Source organism: Paraburkholderia sacchari, assembly GCF_000785435.2.
GTDB lineage: Bacteria > Pseudomonadota > Gammaproteobacteria > Burkholderiales > Burkholderiaceae > Paraburkholderia > Paraburkholderia sacchari.
The window spans coordinates 316,077-337,547 of record NZ_JTDB02000004.1; the positions used below are offsets into that span (position 1 = coordinate 316,077).

A 21,471-nucleotide genomic window follows, 5' to 3' on the forward strand; every position below is an offset into this window, starting at 1 on the left:
CCGAAGCCGCAACGATACGGGAAAAATCCGGCGGAAAAAATCCAGCAGGAAAAAACCCGGAAATAACATGGATAACGTAGGAGGCAGCGCGTGATTTCGATAGTGGTGAACGATACCCGGCATACGATCGATGATGTGCCGGACGACATGCCTTTGCTTTGGGTGCTGCGCGACCGCCTCAGGCTCACCGGCACGAAGTTCGGTTGCGGCAAGGGCCAATGCGGCGCTTGCACGGTGCACCTGGAAGGCGCGGCGGTGCGCTCGTGCATGTTGCCCGCGGTGGCGGCGGACGGGCGGCGCATCACGACTATCGAAGGCTTGTCTCACGACGGACGCCATCCGCTGCAACTCGCGTGGATTGCCGAAGACGTGCCGCAATGCGGCTATTGCCAGTCGGGCCAACTGATGCAGGCGGCGGCGCTGCTCGCGCAAGACGGCAAGCCCGACGACGCCGCCATCGTTTCGACGATGTCGGGCAACGTGTGCCGCTGCGGCACGTATGGACGCATTCATCGCGCGATCAAGCGGGCCGCTTCGGGGGATCCCACCTTGAACACGATTGCGACGCCCGTGCCGGAACACGCCGGCAAGGAGGCCTGAATGCGCCTCGACGATCAACACGGCGCCTCGCGCCGACGCTTCCTGAAGCAGGGTTCCGCGTTGCTGGCCGCCGGCCTCGCGGTGGGCTTCGTGCTGCCCGAGGCGAATGCCGCTACGGCAGCGGAGTCGGCAAGCAGCGGCGACCCGCATCCGCAGCACGGCGAATTCGAGCCCAACGCATGGGTGCGCGTGCTGCCCGACGACACGATCAAGCTTGTCGTCCACAAGCACGATTCCGGCACCGGCACGCGCACGGCGCTCGCGGCGGTGGTGGCCGAGGAACTCGACGTCGATCCATTCCGCGTGGAGGTCATCACGCCCGAGGATCCGTTCTTTCCGCAATACATTCATCCGCTTTGGAAGGTGTTTTCGACGGGCGGCAGCACCAGCGTCTCGCTCGAATACGAGCGCTTGCGCCGCGCGGGCGCGACGGCGCGCGCGATGTTGATCGAGGCTGCGGCGCAGCAGTGGCGCGTGCCGGCCTCGGCATGCACGACCGATAACGGCAATGTGGTGGAAGCCGCAAGCGGCCGCCGCGCGACCTACGGCTCGCTTGCCGCGCGCGCAGCGAAGCTGCCCGCGCCGAAAGACGTCGCGCTCAAGCCGCCCGGTGAGTTCAAGTACGTGGGCAAGCTGCGCAAGAAGCGCGATGCCGCGCAAAAGACCACCGGCAGCTTCGGGTACAGCATCGACGTGTCGCTGCCCGGCATGCTCGTGGCCGTGCTCACGCGCGCGCCCATGATCGACGGCCGCGTGCGCAGTGTCGACGCGAAGGCCGCGCTCGCGATTCCGGGCGTGCGCGACGTGCTGCGGATTCCCGCGCGGCCCGATGTTCTCGGCGGCAATCAGGCCGGCGTGGCCGTGCTCGCGGACGACTACTGGGCCGCGCATCGCGGCCAGGCGGCGCTGCAGATCGAATGGGACGACAGCCCGTTCGAGTCGTTCGACAGCAGCACGCTGGCGGCGCGCCAGGCCGCCTGGCTGAGCGACCCCGCCGCGCGCGTGGTGCCGACCGTACAGAACGGCGACGCCAAAGCGGCGGGCGGGAAAATGATCGAAGCGTCGTACTCGATGCCGTACAAGGCCGCGAATCCGCTCGAACCGGTCAACGTGACCGCGTGGGCCAGAAACGGCGGCATCGAATACTGGGGTGGATTGCAGGTGCCGTCGTCGGCGCGGGAGGCAGCCGAGGCTATCGGTAGCATTCCTGAGAATTGCGTGACGCTGCATGAACTGGTTTCGGGCGGCAGCTTCGGCGCGCGCGAATCGAAGTACTGGCTCTTTGAAGTGACATGGCTCGCGATCAAGACCGGCAAGCCCGTCAAGCTGATGAACAGCCGCGAGGACGAGATGCGCGCGCTCTACTATCATGCGGCCACTCATCATCGCGCGCGGGCCGTGGTCGATTCGAAGGGGCAGCTTGCTTCGCTGGAATTGCGCGCGGTCTCACCGGCTTCGCCTGAACAGTGGGAGCCGGGCTATCTCGACCGCGCGGACCGCATGGACTACAGCACGACCGAGGCCATTAACAAGTGGGAGTTTGCCTATAGCGCGCCGCATCGCGACATCGGCTGGGTGCGTCATGAGACGGGCGTGCCCACGGGCTGGTACCGCGCGGTGAGCTATATCCCGAACGTGTTCGCCGTGGAGTCGATCATGGACGAGGCCGCGCACGCCGCGCGCCGCGACCCGCTGGAGTTTCGCATCGCGCATATGCGCGAGCGGCCGCGGCACGTGGCGGTGCTGCGCGAAGCGGCAAAGCGCGCGGGTTGGGGACAGGCCTTGCCGGCCGGGACGGCCCTCGGCATCTCGACCAACGAGGCCTATAGCAGTTACATCGCCGTGATCGCGCGCGTGAAGCGCAAGGGCGAAGCCGTGGTGGTCGAGAAGCTGACCTGCGTCACCGATTGCGGGATTGCGGTGTCACCGGGCGGCGTGGAAGAGCAGCTTTATGGCGGCCTGATGTGGGGGCTCGGCCATGCCACGGGCGATCGCATCGACATTCGCAACGGCCGCGTGCAGCAAAGCAACTTCGACACGTATCGCGTGATGAGAATGAGCGATATGCCCGACATCGACATTCATATCGTGCAGGGCGACGTGAGCAAGCCGGGCGGCGTGGGCGAACTGGCGGGCCCGTCGGTTGCGCCGGCCATTGCCAATGCGGTGTTCAGTTTGACGGGCAAGCGCCTGCGCGAGACGCCGTTCGATTTGCGAATGCAGGCGTAGTGGGAATGCGCTCGAGGCAAGGCGATCCCTTGTCTTGAGCGCTCATGTGCTTGTGTGTTTAAGTCAGCGCATTCTCGCGGGCCTGTGCACGCGCGAAAGCAGGGCGGCTGGTGACGCGCTGGACGTAATTTTCCAGCAGCCCGGTGCGTTCGAGTAGCGGGCTGCCCATGAATAGCGCGAAGGTGGTGGCGACCAGAATATCGGCGGCGGAAAAAGATTCGCCCAGCAAATACGGGCCGTTTTGCAGCGTGCGATTGACATGCACCATGACTTCGTCGGGCTCGACCCAGCCCGCAGTGCCGCGCGGCGGCGTGATGCCCATGAACTTGCCCACCCACGCGGGTTCCATCACGCCTGCGTAATAGGCCAGCCAGGTCAGATAAGCGCCGCGCAACGGCGAGCCCACCACCGGGCCGATGCCCGCGTGCGGGAATTTGTCCGTGAGATAGCAGGCAATAGCGGCGCTTTCGAACACCACCGAGCCCTCGTCCTCGATGACCGGCACCTTGCCGTGAGGATGCGGATTGGCCGCGTCAACGGCGCCTGTACCGTTGCCCCGTCGAATATCGACGGACTTGATTTGATACGGCGCGCCCAGTTCTTCAAGCAGGAAAATCATGCGCGACGAGCGCGAATGCGGAGCATGAAAAAGTGTAATCACGGTTTATCTCCGGGGCGGGACAGGACGGAAACCGGAATGGTACCGGAAGGCGCGGTTTGTTGCGTTCCAGGGCAACGCAACAAATCACGCACCCGCAAACAACGACTTCCTGATAATCGCGTGCACGCCCCAGTTGCCGTTGACCACCTGCGTGATGCCAAAGTCGACGGCAACCGAAATGAGCGTGACGGCCTCGTCCTCGCCGAGTTTCTTGACGGACATGAGAAAGCGGCGCGCTTTGCGAAACGCGTCGCGCATGGCTTCGTCGAGCGTGGACTTCATGTAGATGTGGCTCTGCGCCTTTTGCCCGAACTCCGTTAAATGATTCGGAGAACTGAAGCCGTGAAGGATCCACTCGTTTGCGGTTTCAACGAGCGGGTAGGTCAAATCGGCGAAGGGCGCGTTCGGGTCGATCTCGCCGTTCTTGTGCAGCACCAGTTGAAAGTCGCCGGTCAGCGAGCATTCGATGGCGGTGCCGCACAGCTCGGAGTCGCCCTGGGACGCGTGCGGGTCGCCAATCGAGAACAACGCACCCGGCACGGCCACGCGCAGAAACACGCTGGCGCCGCGCGTCACGCGCCAGTTGTCCAGATTGCCCGCGAAGCTCGATGGCGGAATCGAGTCGATCAATCCGTCCTGCGCGGGCGCCACCGCAATCACGCCGAAATGCGGGCGCACCGGGATTTCTATATTGCTCAGGACATCGTAATTTTTCTCGATCGTGGAATGGTCGACTGGCACGCCGGGATAGTCGATGGTCGGATGCAGCACGCCAGACGGGTCGCGTTGCGGCGTCCAGCGGAAGTTGTAGAGCGCGCGCGCCTTGCCGTCGGAGCGTTCGCAGTCGATCTCGAAGATGGTCACGACTTCGCGCTCGCGCGGTTCCGTGAGCAGGTCGCGGTAATGAAAACCCCACCACGTTGCGGCGTTGCTGCCGAAGGCCTTGCCGTGAAAGCACGGGTTCGCGCTCATGCGCGGGCGGATGTCGAGAATCTTCACTTCGAGCACGTCGCCAGGCATGGCGTTGCGCACGGCCACCGGCCCCGTGCAGATATGGACGCCGAATCCTTCGCCCGCGCCGCGTCCATAGATCGATGCATCGAGCGGGCCTGCGCCGCGGCGGTCGACGTTCTTTTTCTCCGCGGTCCAATGGAACACGCTTTGCGCGCCGGCATCGCCTTCGATCATGCGCTCCCAGTCGTCCGATGCGTGCTGTGTGAGTGTTTCGATCGTCACCTTGTCGCCCGACTCGACTTCGAGCACCGCCGGCAAGTCGCGGCTCAGATAGCCCCAATGGACCGTCTTGTCGGTGGCGTTGAGCCGGTGATGGCGGCGTCCGAAGCTGTCGGTGGCATGGCCCCAGCGCGAAACATGCCCGGGGTGGCCCGGCGCGCTCGTCGGAGCGGTGCCGTCGTTGGCCGGCAACTGGTCGCGCGCAATGGGCTGGATCCGCACGTGTTCAGGCCGGCCGCGCGAGATGCGCTGCGCGACGACCTTGGCCGGCGCGGGCATCATCTGGTCGCGATAAGAGCTGGGCGAGATGCCGAACTGCTGCCGGAACGCGTGGCTGAAATACGAGGGATCGTTAAAGCCCCACCGATAACAGATGTCCGAAACCGTGAGCTTGCTGTAGAGCGGATTCGCGAGATCGGTCCGGCAACGTTCGAGCCGCCGCGTGCGCAGATAGACCGAAAAATTCGTGCCCGACTTTTCGAACAGTTTTTGCAGGTAGCGCGCGGAAACGTGCTCGTCCGCCGCGATGGAGGCCACGCTCAAGCCGGGTTCGGCCAGCCGCGCATCCACGCGTTCGCAGATGCGTGCGAAGATGGCCGTGCGCGACTGCGTGAGCCCCGCGAGATCGGGTGGCTGGCTCGCGTTCAGGGCGGTCGCGAGAAATTCGGTGATCGTGCTGTCGATGGGCTGCAAGGCCTTGGGGTCGGCGGACACGACGGTTTCGAATGTATCGGCGGCAGCGCACAGCATTCTCGCGAAGAGCAGCCCCGCATCGCCCGTGAGCTTGATCGCTTCGGTGGGCAGCGGCGCGGCTACGCGCGCGGCGAGCAGCGCGGGGCCGATGTGAACGGTAAGCAGGCGAAACGCAGTGGCGAGCGACAACTCTGCGTGCGCGCCCGCGGGCACGCAGACAATTTCATTCGCGCGCAGGCTGTCGCTCGCGCCCGTGGTGGCGAGTCCTGCCTCGCCTTCGAGCAGCATCAGCAGCACGAGGCCCCGGTCCTTGGCCGCGGCCACGGCAACCGATTGCGGCACTGAAGAGATGCACGCGAGTTCGATGCCGGCGCTGGTGGTTCTCGATTGAACCGTGCCATGCAGTGTGTGGTCGGCGCACAGATTCTGGCAGGAGAGCCGCGCGATCATAAGCTCGGCTCGCCACGCGGCGGCACGGCCGGGCTGCGGCCAGGCTTCCGTGGAAAAGTGCGATTGACGCAAGGCCTGTCTCCCTGGCATTGGCATGCGGCAGTGTGACGGCGGACCCGCCGGCCGGGCCCGCCTGACTTCGATTCAGCACATGCGTTGAGCCGCTGTGGCGGCTAGCCGAAATGCAGCTGCCCTCGCATGGCCGCCACCAGGACGAAGCCCGCGAATGTGCCGACGATCGCGAAGATGCCGCCGAGCACATTGGGCGCAGGTATCGGAGCCCGTACCGCAGTGTAAACAACCCCCGTCACCAGGCCAACGGCTGCGGCCTGAATTTCAGTTTGACCGAGCATGATTTCAACCATGTCATTCCCCTTGATCATGAATCGGCCGCGATCGATCCGCTTGCTGGCGGACGACCGAAACTGACACTTTTGCGCCACGCATTCACGATCAGGTAGCCGAGGTAGGTGAAGAGAATGGCGCAAATGCCCCCGGTGACGTTGGGTGCTGGAATGGGCAGATCGAGCCACGAATACAGCGTGCCGGTGACGAGACCAACTACGAGCGCAACCAGTTCATTGCGCCCCACGTAGACATAGTGCATGTGAATTCCTCTCGCTAGTTTGCTTCGGTTCGCTTGCGTTGTCTGGGCGTCCGACCTTGGCTTTGGGTTATTAGCCCTTGGTCTTCGGCGGGAAGATCGCGCGGGGCATCGTGCAGTGAATGCCCTGGGTGCCGTCGACCACCTGCGTGACGCCGAAGTCGGCAGTAACGCTCATGAGCGAATAGGCGTCGTCGCGCGAGAGGCCTTGTTGCTCGGTCAGCAGATGGATCATGTCGCGCGCCGCGTTCTTGCCGGCCTCGTCGAGATCTTCATGGAAACCATGCACGACCCAGCAGTCCGGCGTTTCGAGCAGCGGCGAGGGGAAGTGGAAATCTTTTCTCAGGACTACCTGGAAAAGCACATTTAATGAAGCCTCGATCGCGGTGCCGCTGATTTCGCCGTCGCCCTGCGAGATGTGCGGGTCGCCGATCGAGAACAGCGCGCCGTCCACCGCAACCGGGTAATACATGGTTGCGCCCGCGCCAATGCGCCAGTTGTCGATGTTGCCGCCGTGCAGGCCCGGCTCCACAGTCGAGACGCGGCCTGCCTTGTCGGGCGCCACACCCGCAGTGCCCAGATGGGGGCGCACCGGAACGCGCACGCCCGCAAGCGCCGGCTGGCGGCAGCATTCGCGTTCATCGACGATCTTGCCGGGGACCGTCATTTTGTCCGGATAGTCGTAAGCGTACAGGGCGTGCGCGGTGTTCGACGCGGTGTCGAGTTCGTAGATGGTGATGCGTTCTTTGTTGAATTCGCGGTACAACTGGCCCCAGTGCGCGGCGGCATTCGCGCCATAGCGAAAGCGCGGAATCATTTGCAGGTAGCGCACTTCGAGCACGTCTCCGGGTTTGGCGTCCTCGATGTAAATCGGGCCCGTCATGATGTGTACGCCCGGATTGCGGTCTTCGTGCGGAATCTTCGTAAAGATCTCACGCACGGCGTCGTCCATCATCAGGTTCGGTGCATCGCCGGCGTGGTGGGTGATCGCTTCGGCGCGAATGATGTCGCCGCTTTTCACGGTCAGGGCCGGTGCTTTGCAGGCGTCGAAATAGCCCCAGTGAACGGTCTCGGGACGGGCGGGCAGATCATGCAGCATGGTTGTCTCCTTGATTTATGGGTAGCCGCGTCCAACGACCGTGCATGGCTGAACGGTCGTGTGTGAAGCGGTGTAAGGCCAGGTGCAATGCTGATGAACAGCCACTTCATTGATCGTGGCCATCCATGACTCGTGGGAATCGCTCGGTGCCTTGCCGTTTGACTTGATGTCTCGCGGTGACTTGATATTAGGTATTTCAGATTCCCGCGACCTAGGGCGATGCGCCCCAATCGCTTGTGTTCTCGCGAACTAGCGTAAACCCGCTGGAAATGCAGTATGAAATGCTCACTTCAATGCGGGGTCGGCACGAGCATGCGCGCCATCTGCATGCATGACAGCATGCAGGTTGCGTTAAGGTCGTTGTAATCGGAGGGGTTGCAGGCGAGAAAATGCACGCGTTCGCGCGGAATGTGTGCGCGTTATTGATACTTCATGAGCGCGGCGTCGATCGACGCAAACAAGATGCGGACGCAACCAGTTGCGCGGCCCGCCGCAGGCGCGGTGACTTGCGGCCCGCTCGTCAGCTTCTGAAGATCTCTTCGAGATCGACCTGCTCGCTCGCCGATTCGAGCTTCATGCTGCCCTGAATGTGGTCCAGGTGCTCGAGCATCAAACGCTCGGCGCGCGCTGTGTCGCGCTTTGCGATGGCGTCGACGATATGCGAGTGCTCGTCGGCGCGGCAGCAGGTTGCCGTGGGCGCGTCGTAGAGAAAGATCATGAGGACGGTGAGAACCGAGAGCTCGCGCATGGTGCGGGCAAGCGCCGAATTGCCGGCGAGATCCGCCGCGAGGGAATGAAACTCGCCTGAGAGCCGGATCACGGCGCGCTTGTCCTCGCGCTTGCGCGCATCGGCTTCGAGTGCTTCGTGCTCGCGCAGGCGCTTGAGCTTTTCGGCCGTCAAGGTCTCAACGAGCCGCCGCATGATCGCGGGCTCGATCAGGCGGCGCGCCTCGAAAACGTCCAGCGCCTGCTCGATGGAGGGGCGCGCGACAAACGCCCCTTTCTGCGGAATCAGTTCGACCACCTGCTCATGCGCGAGCCTCGCCAGCACTTCGCGAATGCGTCCGCGGCTTGCGTTGAAGATTTCGGCCAGGCGCTCTTCCGCGAGTTTGGTGCCCGGGTGCAGCCGGTGTTCGAGGATCGCGGCGTAAATGCGCTCGTAGATCTCGTCCTGGCTGAGCTCCAGTGGCGCGCGCGCCGGCGCAGCGGATTTGCGTTTGCGTGGGGCGGCTTTCCCGGCAGGGGGCGTGGCAAGTTCGTCGATTGCAGGCACGGCAATGGCCTCTCATATGCGGTGTTGCGGGCGCGCCAGCAACGCTGCACAGCGCCCGGAATCAGCATACCGGCCGACTGGCGGATTGTCGACATTCATGTAAACACTAGTTTTGTAAACACGATTGTTGACTATTATGTCGACAACGTAGACGTCCTGCTTGTCATTGATTCATAAGACAATTTTTAAGTCGGGAGATTTCAGGTGACAGATTCGGCGCTAGATCTGGTTATCCGCAATGCGCGTGTCGCAACGGCCAGCGACACCTTCATGGCCGACATCGGCATTGCGGGCGGACGCATCGTTCAGCTGGGCATGGGTTTGCCGGCGGGCGCGCGCGAGATCGATGCGGCGGGGCGCGTGGTGACGCCGGGCGGTGTGGACGCGCACTGCCATTTCGATCAGCCGATGGCGCCGCCGCTTCGCATGGCCGACGACTTCGACACCGGCACACGCGCAGCGGCGTGCGGCGGCACCACCACCGTGATTCCGTTCGCCGCGCAGGAGAAAGGGCAGTCGTTGCGCGCCGCCGTGGACGACTATCACGGCCGCGCCGAAGGCAAGGCGCACGTCGACTATGCGTTCCACCTGATCGTGAGCGATCCCACGCCAAAGGTGCTGGAAGAAGAGCTGCCGGCGCTGATCGCCGAGGGCTACACTTCGTTCAAGATCTACATGACCTATGAGGATCTGAAGCTCGACGATGGCCAGATCCTCGACGTGCTGGACGTTGCCCGCGAATACGGCGCGATGGCCATGGTTCACGCGGAGAACGCCGATTGCATCGAATGGCTGACGAAGCGGCTCGAAGCCGCGGGCCGCAAAGCGCCGCGCTTTCATGCTCATGCGCGCCCGCTGCTGGTGGAACGCGAGGCCACGCATCGGGCCATTTCGCTTGCCGAACTGGTGGACGTGCCGGTGCTGATCGTGCACGTCTCGGGGCGCGAAGCGGTCGAGCAGATTCGCTGGGCGCGCTCGCGCGGCCTCAAGGTCTATGCCGAAACCTGCCCGCAATACCTGTTTCTGACCGCCGCCGATCTCGGCATCGACGACAACTATCAGGGCGCGAAATGCGTCTGCAGCCCGCCGCCGCGCGACAAGGCCAACCAGGAAGTGATCTGGGATGGCCTGAACGATGGGCTCTTTACGCTTTTCAGTTCGGACCACGCGCCGTTCAACTACGACGCGCCCGAAGGCAAAAAGCCCGGTGGGGACGAAGTCTCGTTCAGCCACATTCCGAACGGCATTCCCGGCGTGGAGACGCGCATGCCACTGCTCTATTCCGAGGGCGTGCTGGCGGGACGCATGACGCTGAACCGCTTCGTGGAACTAACGTCTACCAATCCGGCCAAGACCTACGGCCTGCACCCGCGCAAAGGCACGATCGCAATAGGCAGCGACGCCGATCTCGTGATTTGGGGCGAGCGCGAATTCGTGCTGCGCAATGCGGACCTGCATCACGCCGTCGACTACACGCCTTATGAAGGGCAGACGCTGCTCGCCTGGCCCGACGTAACGCTGATTGGCGGGGCGGTGGTGTGGGATGGCGAGTTCCATCCGCGCCGCGGGCGGGGCCGCTTCCTGCGTTGCGGGAAGCCTACGATCGGGCCTCAAGGCGTGCGCGACTAAAGCGTTGTGGTTGTGGTGATTCCATTCATGGAGTGCCCGCCGTTTCACTAAAAACCCACAAACAATTCGTTGAACTAATGTGAACGGCGGAATTATGCGAGGAGAGAACATTGTGGAAGGACAGAACAGTAAACTAGCCACGCTGGACCCGACGGGCCGGCTATATAACGACGACCTCGCGCCCGCCACCGAGCGTAAGTGGACGTCCTATAGCTTCTTCGCGGTCTGGATGTCGGCGATTCACAACATCGGGACCTATACGTTCGTGGCGGGTTTATTTGTGCTCGGCATGACGGGGTGGCAAGTGCTCGCTTCTATTTTGATCGGCACTGGCATTCTGTTTTTTGGCATGAACTGGGCAGGACGCATGGGGCAGCAGACCGGGGTGCCGTTTCCTGTGATGGCGCGACTCAGCTTCGGCATCTGGGGCGCCAACGTGCCCGCGTTGATTCGTGCAATCATTGCCATTTGCTGGTACGGCATTCAGACCTATCTAGCTTCGACAGCGGTGGTCGTGCTGCTGTTGCGCATCAATCCCGGCTTGCAGCACCTTGAGGATCAGAGCCTGCTCGGCCTCTCGTATCTGGGCTGGATCTGCTTCGTGTCGCTCTGGGTCATGCAACTGCTCGTCATCACGCGCGGCATGGAAGCGGTGCGCCGCTTCCAGGACTGGGCTGGGCCGATCGTGTGGGTCGTGATGCTGACGATGGCCGTGTGGCTCTTCGCGATGGCCGACTGGCACCTGCCGATGAATCTCTCGGTCAAGCCCTTGTCGGGCAGCGGCGTGGTGCAGGGCATTCTGACCGGCGCGTTCCTGCTGGTCTCCACCTACGCGACCATGCTGCTCAACTATTGCGACTTCACGCGCTTCGCGAAATCCGAGCGCGCCGTGATCGTCGGGAATTTCTGGGGAATCCCGATCAATTTCGCGGCGTTCGCCGCCATCAGCATCACCATGACGGTGGGCACCGTGGTGGTGTTCGGCAAAGCCATCACCGACCCCGCATTGATACTCGCCCGCGTGCCGAACACGTTCGTGCTGGTGGTGGGCGCGCTGATGTTCATCGTGGCGACTATCGGCGTGAACGTCGTGCTCAACTTCGTGTCGCCCGCCTATGACCTCGCCAACGTGTGGCCCAAGCGCATCACGTTCCGTCGCGGCGGCATCATCAGCGCGGTGCTGGCGCTCGTGGTCATGCCCTGGAATCTGTATTCGAACCCGGTGGTCGTGAATTACTTCCTCGGCGGACTCGGCGCGTTCCTCGGGCCGCTGTTCGGCATCATGGCCGCCGACTATTTCCTGATTCGTCGCGGCGTGGTCAAGCTCGAGGACCTGTATCGCTCGGACGAAAATGGCGAGTACTTCTATCGCAACGGTTTCAATCCGAAGGCAATGGCCGTGTTCGTGCCGACGGCGTGCGCGGCGGTTGCGGTTGCGCTGCTGCCCGCACTCTCCGCGATTGCGGCGTTTGCATGGCCGATTGGATTCGTGGCGGCGGGCGTGGCGTACTTTGCGGCGATGGGCGGAGCGGGCGCGCGCGCCAATGCCGGGGTGGGCGCGCTGGAGTAACGGTGTGCGCAATGAATGTGGGGCGGGTCGGGCCGGTTACGAACCCGTGCCGCCGCCCTGCATCCTGAACATCAGGGCGTAAAGACCGGGGTTGAATCAGCCGACGAATGGTTTATTAAAGCATTCAGAAAGTAAATTGAATTAAATTCCGGTCCTTAATGGATTGGGCACTAAAGTTCGTGCGGCCGTTGCCGACAATCCAGACATGGCATGCGAACCACCTGAACCTCCCGAGAATTATTCGATCTGGGCCGAAGCACGGGCACTGGAGGCCAGCATTCGCGTGATCCGGCGGGCTCAGGGCAAGAAGAATCCCGAGGACTTTCCGCCGCATAGTCCCGAATGCCTCGCTGCCATGAATGAGTTCGTACGCGATGTCTGCCGGGTTCTGGAAATCGATCTGAATGAGCCCGACGTCGAAGACGACGATTAATTAGTACGAGGGCGAGAATTGAGCACGAACAAGCGTTTATCCAGGCGGCTCCGGCGTCTGTCCACATAGCGGGCTGTGGCGCTTCAATCCCGGTATGCTTGAATCGTTGAGGTCAGCGGATGATGGGTTGCGAAAAACGAAACACGCGCACTTATTGAACCGAAAGCCGAAACATTCACCGTAACGGAAATCTGGAGAAGCGCATGAAACGATTCATTGCAGCAATGCTGGTGGGTACCGCAGCCATCGCGTCGACGGCTTACGCACAGACGACGACCGAGCCCGCAGCCAACACTGCGCAACCGGCGGCCAACGCCGCACAACCCGCGAATACCGACGCGATTGTCCAGATGCGTGCGCAGATTGCCGCCGCCAACAGGGAATACGACAAGAAGGTCGGTGCCGCGAAGAAGGTCTTTGAATCGAAGAAGGCGGCGGCCGCCAAGGTTCGCGACGAAAAGGTTGCGGCAGCACGCAACGGCGTGCCGACCCAATAAAGCCGGAGCAGCAACATAAAATCGCCCACGGCAGGATGGTTTCCTGGCGTGGGCGATTTTATTTTCTGTGACTGTTCGAGATCGGGCTTCCTTGAATCGCGCTGTCACTCCCGATACCGGAAGAACTCGATGAAGGCTCGCAGCGCCGGGCGCATTTGCCGGCGCGAGGGGTAATAGATATAGAAGCCGTCGAATTGCGGACACCATTCCTGCATGACCGGAATCAGACGTCCGGCACGAAGGTCCTCGGCAATCGCTTCCTCGAAGAGAAACGCGAGTCCCAAACCGTCGAGCGCGGCCTGCCGCATCAGGGTCTGTTGAGGCAGGATCAAATTGCCCTTCACCTCCACGCTGATCGGGCGTCCGTCTTTTTCCAGTTCCCAGCGGTAAATGCGCCCGCTTTCGAAGCGTCGGCGGATGCATTGGTGATCGGCCAGATCGCGAGGGTGTGTCGGTTTCGGATGGCTTTCAAAATAGAAAGGCGTCGCAACGATCAGACTCCGGCGAGGGCCACTCGCGCGCACCGCGATCATGTCCGCCTGGAGGCTTTCGCCCAATCTCAACCCCGCATCACAACCGCTTTCCACGATGTCCTCGAACAGGTCGGAGGCGCGAATGTCTAGTTCGATCTGCGGATAGCGCGTGCTGAAGGCGCGCAGGCGGGGCACGATCAATTCTTCCGCGGCCAGCAGCGGCATCGTGATTCGCAGTGGCCCGGTAGGGGTTGCGCGCTGCTCGGCGGCCTCGGCCAATCCCGCTGCGATGTCCGAAAGCGGCGCGCCAACCCGGTCGAGCAATCGTTGGCCTTCCTCGGTGGGGCGCGTCGAGCGGGTCGTGCGCGCCAGCAGCCTGACGCCCAGGCTGGCTTCCAGCGTCGAGACTGCATGACTGACTGCCGAAGGCGCAATGCCAAGGTGATCGGCCGCCGCGCGAAAGCTTCCAAGCTGCGAAACGGTCACGAATACGGTGAGTTGCGAAAGCTGTGTCCGGTCCATTGTTCTATTAAATAGATTGGGGCAATCGAATCCGCACATATTATCGAATGATCGATCGGCGACTACGATAGCTGCATCCCGGGACATTCGCGAAAGGAGAGAAAGATGCAGAAGCGCAGACTTGGACAATTCGATATTTCCGCCATTGGCCTCGGTTGCATGGGGCTCAGTCAGGCCTACGGGGTGCAGGACGAAGCAGCATCGACCGATACGTTGCACCGGGCGATCGATCTCGGGGTGAGCTTTTTCGACACCGCCGAGGTGTACGGTCCGCATCGCAACGAAATCCTGCTGGGGCGCGCACTCAAGCCGTATCGCGACAAAGTGGTGATCGCGACGAAATTCGGCTTTACGTATCGTCACGATCGTGACGATTTTGGCGAGATAACCGGTACCGATGGCCGCCCGGAAAATGCCAGGGCGGTGGCGGAGGCATCGCTCAAGCGTTTGCAAGCAGATGTGATCGACCTGTATTACCTGCATCGTGTCGATCCGGCCGTGCCCATCGAAGAAACCGTGGGCGCGATGGCGGACCTGGTCGCACAAGGCAAGGTGCGCGCAATCGGCTTGTCCGAAGTTTCCGCCGAGACCTTGCGGCGGGCGCATGCGGTCCACCCGATCACGGCGCTCCAAAGCGAATATTCGCTCTGGACACGCGATGTCGAGCGCAATGGCGTGCTGGCGGCTTGCCGCGAGCTCGAGGTTGGCTTTGTGCCGTTCAGCCCGCTCGGGCGCGGCTTCCTGACGGGCACGGTAGCGTCGCTCGCGGCGCTGGGCGAGCAGGACTTTCGCCGCAGCCTGCCGCGTTTCCAGCCCGGCCATATCGAGGCGAATCGCAAGCTCGTTGCGGCTGTCGAGGCCATCGCGCTCGAGAAAGGGGTGACGGCGGCCCAGCTTGCGCTTGCCTGGGTACTGGCGCAAGGCGACGACATCGTGCCAATCCCGGGAGCCAAGCGCATTGCGCATCTGGAGCAGAATGCCAGCGCCGCCGATATTCGATTGAGCGCGGACGAATGCGCGCGGCTCGAAGCCATCTTCTCACCCGAGCATATCTCTGGCGGACGCTACCCGGAGGTGTTCGAGAAGATGGCGCAGAATTGACGCATTCGTCCTGAACGGGAGCAGCCGGGGCGTCGTTCATTAAAAGGAATCCTAATGTTGCTGGCGCAACATGATGAATGACGCCGGTAGCGCCTGGCGCTGGCGAATATTTCTGTCCCCTGTATCTAAAGGGGGACATTACACATCGATGTTAGCGCCAGACCGCTGGTTGATCTTCGCGGCGAAGTAGTTCATATTCAATATGAATTTTTCGACCGCTATGCGCCGATTCACGGCGCAACTTTCCTATGCGTAAAGAGCCAGGCTCCGGCAACGCTGGCCCGCGGCAGTGTTCCAGTTGTGGGGCCAGGCTTGCCGGGCCGCTAAATTTTTGCCCTCATTGCGGCGCGAGCCAGCAGGGCGCGTCGCCTCGCGAGCCGATGCGGGCCGATCAGCGCCCCTATGAGGACCACGAGGGCCACCACAGGCGATCGTATCTCTATGCGTTCGCCACGGTGGCTGTGTTCGTGTCCGTTTTCGCAGGCTACATACTCTCGCATCGCAATGGAGGGGAAGGGTCCGCCGAGACTCAGGTGGCCCAGGGGACCGTGGCGGGCATGCCGCAGGAATCCGCGACTGTGGCCACCAATGAGCCCGCGAACGTATCGGCAAATGTATCCGCGAACGTATCTCCCAGTGTTGCCACATCGCCCGCGCCCATGCCGTCTCCAGTGGCCGTGCCCATGCCGTCCGCGCAGACCGCGCCGCCGCCGCCCCCAGCCGCGCCGGTGTCGCCGCCTCGTCACGAAGTCCCTTCACATACCGAACGTACGGAACCCGCGCCTCGGGGCGCGGCATCGCTCAGGAGTCTTCGCGACGAGCGCGCCGTCGCCATGAAGCGCGATGCGAGCTTGCGCGCCGACGTCTCGCGCAATCTTGCCGGCGCGCGGGCGAGCCTCGATAAGAGCAATCTCGGCCCCGCTCGCAGATCCATCATGAGCGTGCTAGCCGAGCAGCCCGGCAACGGCGAGGCGCTGCAATTGCAATCCGAGCTGCGTGCCCGCGAGCAAGATCGTGACTTGCTGCTGGGCAGCGCCCGGCTGTGCGCGCGCCAGGCCGACTGGGTATGCGCCTGGCGCAACGCCGGCCGTGCATTGACCGTCGACGCGTCGAGCAGCGAGGCGAGGGGCTTGCTCTCGCGCGCGATGGCCGAGCAAAGCGCAAAGGGCGAACGGGAATTCGATCCTAGCCTGGATAGTCAGTAAATTTTTCTTCGCGCTGTCTTTGGGCGCATGTAAAAATAATCAGTCATCCTTTGTAAGGAGCATCGCGACCGATTGCAAATGCGCTTTGTCAACGCGCTTCTCGTATGGAGCGTGGATGCCACAACCGCGCGCCGCCTTCAATGCCGCGTTCGTTCGGAACGGTTGCCACGTTCGGCGGCAGATCGAAAGTGAGCCGCGCCGCATTGCCGCCGCCAATCCACAGCTTGTCGTAATGCACGAGCGATTCGAGAATGCCGATAACTTTCTCGATGCGCTCGTTCCACCGCTTGTTGCCGACCTTGCGGCGCGCGGTATCGCCGATATATTCGTCGTATGCGTGTTTTTTGCTGACCGGATGATGCGCGAGTTCGAGATGCGGCATCAATTCACCGTCGCGGAACATCGCGGTGCCCACGCCCGTGCCGAGCGTGAGGACGAATTCGAGGCCGTTGCCTTCGATGGCGGCGAGGCCCTGCATTTCCGCATCGTTGATCATGCGCACCGAGGGATTGCCCAGGCGCTCGCCAAGCATTTGCGCGAGCGGCACGTCGCTCCAGCCTTGCACGCCGAGATGCGGCGCCGTGAATACGCGATTGTCGCGCACGAAACCGGGAAAGCCTATCGACACGTGCGTGGGCGGATACTGCTCGACCAACGGCTTGACGAGCGCATCGAGCGTGTCGACGAGCAGCGCTGGCGGGCAAGGATGCGGCGTCGCCACGCGCACGCGTTCGGTGCGCATCTGGCCGTCCGCATCGACGATCGCCGCCTTCAGGCCGGTGCCGCCTATGTCGATGGCGAGTATGTTTTCGATGCGCGGCGATGCGGGCGCGGCATGCTTCGTGCGCGATTGTACGTTTTTCGACGTGCTTTTCGACTTGCTTTTTGTGCCGGTCACTATTCAGCTCTCCAATGATCACATGCGATCGCACGCCCGGTGCGATGTCATTGCTTCGCTCGCCCGATGCAACCATGCTTCGGTCGAGCCCTCATTGTGCGCAGCGTAGCATGGCGCCGTTTGCACGGCCGATGGCATGCATCCGCTGGTCGTTAAGGCGGAGTTAAGCCTGGGCTGAATAGAATCGGGCACTATTCACTCAGGAGAGCTGCCTATGAATTCCACCGCCAAGGGCGTGGCAGAGCACGCGCTTAGCAAGGTTCCCGAACTCACGCTCGGGTTCTGGACTGTCAAGATTGCCGCAACCACGCTCGGCGAGACCGGGGGTGATTGGGTCACGATGTCGCTGAACCTCGGTTATCTCGTCGGCACGCTGATCTTTTTCGCGGCCTTCGTGGTGCTGGTTTCGGCGCAGGTGCGCGCGAAACAATTCCATGCGTCACTGTATTGGGCCACGATCGTGGCCACCACCACGTTGGGCACGACGCTAGCCGACTTCTGCGACCGCTCGCTCGGTCTCGGCTACCCCGGCGGCGTGACCATCATCGTTATTCTGCTCGCCGCGAGCCTGGCAATCTGGTACCGCGTGGAAGGGACAGTCTCGATCGAGAGCGTGGCAACGGTGCGCGTGGAGTGGTTCTACTGGACCACGATCCTGTTCTCGCAAACACTGGGCACCGCGCTCGGCGATTGGGTGGCCGGCGAGGACCGGGGCGGCCTCGGGCTGGGCTACGAAACGGGCGCCGCTATCTTCGGTGCGGGGCTCGTTGTGGTTGGACTGCTCTGGCTGTCCCGCCGCGTTTCGCGCACGACGCTGTTCTGGGCGGCATTCGCGCTGACGCGCCCGCTCGGCGCGACGCTCGGCGACTTGCTCGACAAGCCGATTGCGCAGGGTGGTTTCGAGGTAAGCCGGTTCTACGCCTCGGGCATTCTGTTTGCGTTCATGACGGTTTGCATCATGCTGATCCCGCAACGCGCGGCGCGCCGCGTATCGGCAAAGTAGTGAGCGCGGTTTCGAGGTAACGCGGTCGTGCGACGCATATCGTACGACCGCGCACGACCCGCTCATTCGAGCGGGAAGCCGCCCTCGAACGATTGCCGAAGAAATTCGATAAAGCGCGTGACGGCTCTCGGCACGTGCACGCCGTAAGGGCGCACCACATACAACTGCGCGGCGAATCCCACCGGCCGCCAGTCGGGGAGCAGCACCACGAGCTTGCGCGCCTGCAACGCGGATTGCGCGCTGAAATCCGGCAACAGCACGATGCCGAGATGCTCCAGCGCGGCATCGCGCAAGGCCTCGCTGTTATTGGCCGCGAGTGGGCCGTTCACGGTCACGCTCACGCGCGACTGCACGGCGCGGCGTCCCGTTTTTTCGAACGACCACACGCCCGAACCTACGGTGCGCGGGTAATAGAGGCAGTCGTGCGTCGCGAGATCTGCGGGCGTTTTCGGAATGCCGTGCTTCTTCAGATAGGTGGGCGTTGCGGCAATCACCGAGCGGATGTCGCACAGCTTCCACGCCACATGCGTTTCCGGAACCTGCGCGCTATGGCGGATCGCGAGGTCGAAGCCTTCGCTCGCAATCGAAGTGAGCCGGTCGGAGAGTTCCAGTTGCACGCGCACCTCGGGGTTCTCCCGCGAAAAGTGCGCGAGGCGCGGGACGAGTTGCTGGCGCGAGAAAGCGACCGGCGCAGTGACGCGCACAGTGCCGCGCGGCACCTCGGCCATTTCGCGCACGCTCGCGAAGCTGGTGGCAATGCGCTCGAATTCCTCACGCGTCTCTTCCACGAGACGCTGCCCCGCTTCGGTGAAGCGCACGCTGCGCGTGGTGCGCTGCACGAGCGCCACGCCGGCTACGCGCTCGAGTTCGGCAATGCGCTGGCTCATCGCGGCCTTGCTCACGCCGAGGCGCGCGGCGGCCGCCGTGTAGCTGCCCTGCGCCGCAAGCACATTCAGCCAGTGCAGATGCATCCAGAGCGCTTCGACCTTCTGCGTATCCATGAAAGCGGATCCTGCCTTCCAGATCGGGAAATGCCGCCGATGATAGCACCGAGCGTGCGCACTTTTTATTGTCATCGACGGGGATTGTTCGCGTCAGGAAACAATCGGAAGTCGAAGCTTCGCGGTCAGCGCGGCGGTGCAAGCAGCCGCGCGCCTGTGCATCATGCGCCGCCGTCGAGCTTGCGCAGGCGCCAGATCAGGCTGGACGTATCGAAGCGGCTGCCGCCGAGGCGCTGCACATCGCCGTAGAACTGGTCGACGAGCGCGGTGACCGGCAGCGCCGCGCCGTTGCGCTTCGCTTCGTCCAGGCACACGCCGAGATCCTTGCGCATCCAGTCGACGGCAAAGCCATGGTCGAACTTGCCCGCCATCATCGTCTGGCCGCGGTTGTTCATCTGCCAGCTCGCCGCCGCGCCCTTGCCGATCACGTCGAGCACGAGCGCCATGTCGAGGCCCGCGCGCTCGCCGAAGTTGATCGCCTCGGAGAGCGCCTGAACGAGGCCGGCCACCGCGATCTGATTGACCATCTTAGCGAGCTGCCCCGCGCCCGCCGCGCCGATCAGCGTGACGGCCACCGCGTAATGGGCAAGCGTGGGCTCCACGCGCGCAAAGCTCGCGGCATCGCCGCCGCACATGATCGTGAGCTTGCCGTTTTGCGCGCCCGACTGGCCGCCCGACACCGGCGCGTCGATGAAATGCAGGCCGAACTGCGCGGCGCTGGCCGACAGTTCGCGCGCCACGTTGGCCGAGGCGGTCGTATGGTCGACGAACACGGTGTCGCGCGCCATGCCCGCGAATGCGCCGTCCGGACCGAGCACGATGCTGCGCAGGTCGTCGTCGTTGCCGACGCATGCGAACACGAGTTCGGCGCCCTGGGCTGCTTCGCGCGGCGTCGCGGCCGCGCGCCCGCCATGTTCCGCGACCCATTGCTCGGCCTTTGCCGCGGTGCGGTTGTAGACGGTGACGTCGAGCCCGGCCTTCGCGAGATGACCGGCCATCGGATAGCCCATCACGCCGAGGCCCAGAAACGCGACGCGGCGCACTGGGTTGGGCGGGGTCGAGGTTGTGGTTTGGCTCACAATGGCTCCCTGGGATGGCAGAAGGGGGCTCATTATCTCAGCTATCGCAGGCGGGACTGATGGCGTTCTTCTTTACCGGTAACCGGCCCGTCGTCGGGCGCGCGAGTTGCTCCAACGCACCGGTAACGTGAAACGCTTCATCGCGAGGTGGGAAATGGGTACTGCATCGAGATCCACGCGGCGCGCAGCGGCACGCGCGATGCTGCTCGCGTCTTCCATGTGCATCGCTTCGGCGGCGTATGCCGAGCCTGTGGCCACGGGGCCGCTCAGCATCACCGGGTCGCTCGTCGTGCGAGGGCCATTGACCGTCGACGGCCCGCTCACGGTGGCTGGCGACATCCACGCCGTCGGGCCCATCAATGCAGCCCGGGTCGAGCGGATCGCGCCCGGCGATCCAGCCGTGGACAGACGCCAGGGCGCCAACACGTTTTATGGTCCGCTTACTGTGCATGGTCCGCTGATCGTGCATGGCGATCTCGAGGCGCGGGGCCCGATCAACGTTGGTGGTCCGGCGAGTGCGGCAGGGCGCGTGGAAGCCGATGGCCCGATTACTACCGGCGGCCGCTAGACGATTGATTGCACAATGAGGTGCGAAGCGCGTCATCGGCAATTGCGTGCCGTTCATGCAAGACATCGCTGAACATATAATCGCCGTATTCTGAAAGGGGATTATCCGCATGCAAGTGCTGGTCGACGCTGATGCGTGTCCTGCCGTGATCAAGGACATGTTGTTTCGGGCCGCGCGCCGCGCCGAAGTCGTGGTGACGCTGGTTGCCAATCAATATTTGCGCACGCCGCCATCGCCCTTTATCAAATCGATTCAGGTGCCGGCGGGTTTCGACGCAGCCGATGCCCGCATTGTCGAACTCGTCGCATCGGGGGATCTGGTGATTACCGCGGACATTCCGCTTGCCGCCGCGGTACTGGAGCGGGGCGGCCATGCGCTCGATCCGCGTGGAAACTGGTTCACGCGCGAAAATATTCAGGAGCGCTTGACGATGCGCGATGTAATGGACCAGCTGCGCAATGCAGGTATCGATACCGGCGGTCCGGCGCCGTTCAGCACGCGCGACAGCAAGGCGTTCGCGGGCGAACTCGACCGGTTCCTCGCGCGCCATGCACGTAACCACGCCCGTAATGAAACGCCGCCGCGCGAGGCCAATTGATATCCGGGCGTTTCCGTGAATTTCATTGAATGGGCCGCTGTTCAAACGCAGC

At 63.1% G+C, this 21,471-nt stretch carries 21 protein-coding genes; 11 read left to right on the plus strand and 10 right to left on the minus strand.

Annotation, left to right across the window (positions count from 1 at the left end; translation table 11 throughout):
• Positions 1-90: 90 nt before the first annotated feature.
• Positions 91-600 (plus strand): (2Fe-2S)-binding protein, encoded by a 510-nt coding sequence (locus NH14_RS16980; RefSeq protein WP_035525334.1) that lies wholly within the window; start codon positions 91-93, stop codon positions 598-600.
• Positions 601-2,829, plus strand: coding sequence for a xanthine dehydrogenase family protein molybdopterin-binding subunit (locus NH14_RS16985; RefSeq protein ID WP_035525332.1), 2,229 nt, complete (start codon positions 601-603; stop codon positions 2,827-2,829).
• Positions 2,830-2,887: 58 nt separating this feature from the next.
• On the opposite strand, the gene NH14_RS16990 is transcribed toward NH14_RS16985, so the two are convergent.
• From NH14_RS16990 to NH14_RS17015, 6 genes are all read right to left on the minus strand, one after another.
• Entirely contained in the window at positions 2,888-3,490 is a 603-nt protein-coding gene (locus NH14_RS16990) for a glutathione S-transferase family protein (RefSeq protein ID WP_035525329.1), read from the minus strand.
• An 84-nt stretch (positions 3,491-3,574) separates the two neighbouring features.
• Positions 3,575-5,866 carry an acetamidase/formamidase family protein gene (locus NH14_RS16995; protein ID WP_407947157.1) on the minus strand — a complete coding sequence of 764 codons (2,292 nt, stop codon included), beginning with the start codon at positions 5,864-5,866 and terminating at the stop codon, positions 3,575-3,577.
• A gap of 173 nt (positions 5,867-6,039) precedes the next feature.
• A complete protein-coding gene (locus NH14_RS17000) occupies positions 6,040-6,231 on the minus strand; it encodes a XapX domain-containing protein (RefSeq protein WP_035525667.1) in 192 nt (63 codons plus the stop codon).
• Positions 6,232-6,245: 14 nt separating this feature from the next.
• Entirely contained in the window at positions 6,246-6,473 is a 228-nt protein-coding gene (locus NH14_RS17005; RefSeq protein ID WP_035525327.1) for a XapX domain-containing protein, read from the minus strand.
• Between the two features lie 70 nt (positions 6,474-6,543).
• Complete coding sequence (locus NH14_RS17010) at positions 6,544-7,569, minus strand: acetamidase/formamidase family protein (protein WP_035525325.1); 1,026 nt, start codon at positions 7,567-7,569, stop codon at positions 6,544-6,546.
• Positions 7,570-8,089: 520 nt separating this feature from the next.
• Positions 8,090-8,833: a GntR family transcriptional regulator gene (locus tag NH14_RS17015; protein WP_084225350.1), complete on the minus strand. Its 744-nt coding sequence runs from the start codon at positions 8,831-8,833 to the stop codon at positions 8,090-8,092.
• 213 nt (positions 8,834-9,046) lie between these two features.
• Between NH14_RS17015 and hydA the strand changes: the two genes are divergently transcribed.
• From hydA to NH14_RS17035, 4 genes are all read left to right on the plus strand, one after another.
• Positions 9,047-10,471 carry a dihydropyrimidinase gene (hydA, locus tag NH14_RS17020; protein ID WP_035525322.1) on the plus strand — a complete coding sequence of 475 codons (1,425 nt, stop codon included), beginning with the start codon at positions 9,047-9,049 and terminating at the stop codon, positions 10,469-10,471.
• 112 nt (positions 10,472-10,583) lie between these two features.
• A complete protein-coding gene (locus tag NH14_RS17025; RefSeq protein ID WP_202031681.1) occupies positions 10,584-12,041 on the plus strand; it encodes an NCS1 family nucleobase:cation symporter-1 in 1,458 nt (485 codons plus the stop codon).
• Positions 12,042-12,246: 205 nt separating this feature from the next.
• Positions 12,247-12,474 (plus strand): hypothetical protein, encoded by a 228-nt coding sequence (locus NH14_RS17030; protein WP_035525319.1) that lies wholly within the window; start codon positions 12,247-12,249, stop codon positions 12,472-12,474.
• A 203-nt stretch (positions 12,475-12,677) separates the two neighbouring features.
• Positions 12,678-12,971 (plus strand): hypothetical protein, encoded by a 294-nt coding sequence (locus NH14_RS17035; protein ID WP_035525316.1) that lies wholly within the window; start codon positions 12,678-12,680, stop codon positions 12,969-12,971.
• Between the two features lie 104 nt (positions 12,972-13,075).
• Here NH14_RS17035 and NH14_RS17040 read toward each other — a convergent pair whose 3' ends face one another.
• A complete protein-coding gene (locus NH14_RS17040) occupies positions 13,076-14,053 on the minus strand; it encodes a LysR family transcriptional regulator (protein WP_331253460.1) in 978 nt (325 codons plus the stop codon).
• Positions 14,054-14,071: 18 nt separating this feature from the next.
• On the opposite strand from NH14_RS17040, the gene NH14_RS17045 reads away from it, so the two are divergent.
• Together NH14_RS17045 and NH14_RS17050 are read left to right on the plus strand one after the other, a co-directional pair.
• The gene (locus NH14_RS17045; RefSeq protein ID WP_035525313.1) at positions 14,072-15,067 is read left to right on the plus strand and encodes an aldo/keto reductase; all 996 of its coding nucleotides are present in this window, start codon (positions 14,072-14,074) and stop codon (positions 15,065-15,067) included.
• A 380-nt stretch (positions 15,068-15,447) separates the two neighbouring features.
• Positions 15,448-16,272, plus strand: a complete 825-nt coding sequence (locus NH14_RS17050; protein ID WP_152617120.1) for a hypothetical protein — start codon at positions 15,448-15,450, stop codon at positions 16,270-16,272.
• Positions 16,273-16,360: 88 nt separating this feature from the next.
• Here the strand turns inward: NH14_RS17050 and NH14_RS17055 are convergent, their stop codons facing one another.
• Positions 16,361-17,086, minus strand: coding sequence for an ROK family protein (locus NH14_RS17055; RefSeq protein WP_052147997.1), 726 nt, complete (start codon positions 17,084-17,086; stop codon positions 16,361-16,363).
• A gap of 298 nt (positions 17,087-17,384) precedes the next feature.
• Between NH14_RS17055 and NH14_RS17060 the strand changes: the two genes are divergently transcribed.
• Positions 17,385-18,173 carry a COG4705 family protein gene (locus tag NH14_RS17060; RefSeq protein WP_035525307.1) on the plus strand — a complete coding sequence of 263 codons (789 nt, stop codon included), beginning with the start codon at positions 17,385-17,387 and terminating at the stop codon, positions 18,171-18,173.
• A gap of 62 nt (positions 18,174-18,235) precedes the next feature.
• On the opposite strand, the gene NH14_RS17065 is transcribed toward NH14_RS17060, so the two are convergent.
• Together NH14_RS17065 and NH14_RS17070 are read right to left on the minus strand one after the other, a co-directional pair.
• Positions 18,236-19,174 carry a LysR family transcriptional regulator gene (locus NH14_RS17065; protein ID WP_035525304.1) on the minus strand — a complete coding sequence of 313 codons (939 nt, stop codon included), beginning with the start codon at positions 19,172-19,174 and terminating at the stop codon, positions 18,236-18,238.
• 161 nt (positions 19,175-19,335) lie between these two features.
• Positions 19,336-20,253, minus strand: a complete 918-nt coding sequence (locus tag NH14_RS17070; protein ID WP_035525301.1) for an NAD(P)-dependent oxidoreductase — start codon at positions 20,251-20,253, stop codon at positions 19,336-19,338.
• A gap of 154 nt (positions 20,254-20,407) precedes the next feature.
• On the opposite strand from NH14_RS17070, the gene NH14_RS17075 reads away from it, so the two are divergent.
• Together NH14_RS17075 and NH14_RS17080 are read left to right on the plus strand one after the other, a co-directional pair.
• On the plus strand, positions 20,408-20,821 hold the full coding sequence (locus NH14_RS17075; protein WP_176329279.1) for a hypothetical protein: 414 nt from the start codon (positions 20,408-20,410) through the stop codon (positions 20,819-20,821).
• A 109-nt stretch (positions 20,822-20,930) separates the two neighbouring features.
• Positions 20,931-21,419: a YaiI/YqxD family protein gene (locus NH14_RS17080; protein ID WP_052147965.1), complete on the plus strand. Its 489-nt coding sequence runs from the start codon at positions 20,931-20,933 to the stop codon at positions 21,417-21,419.
• Positions 21,420-21,471: the final 52 nt, after the last annotated feature.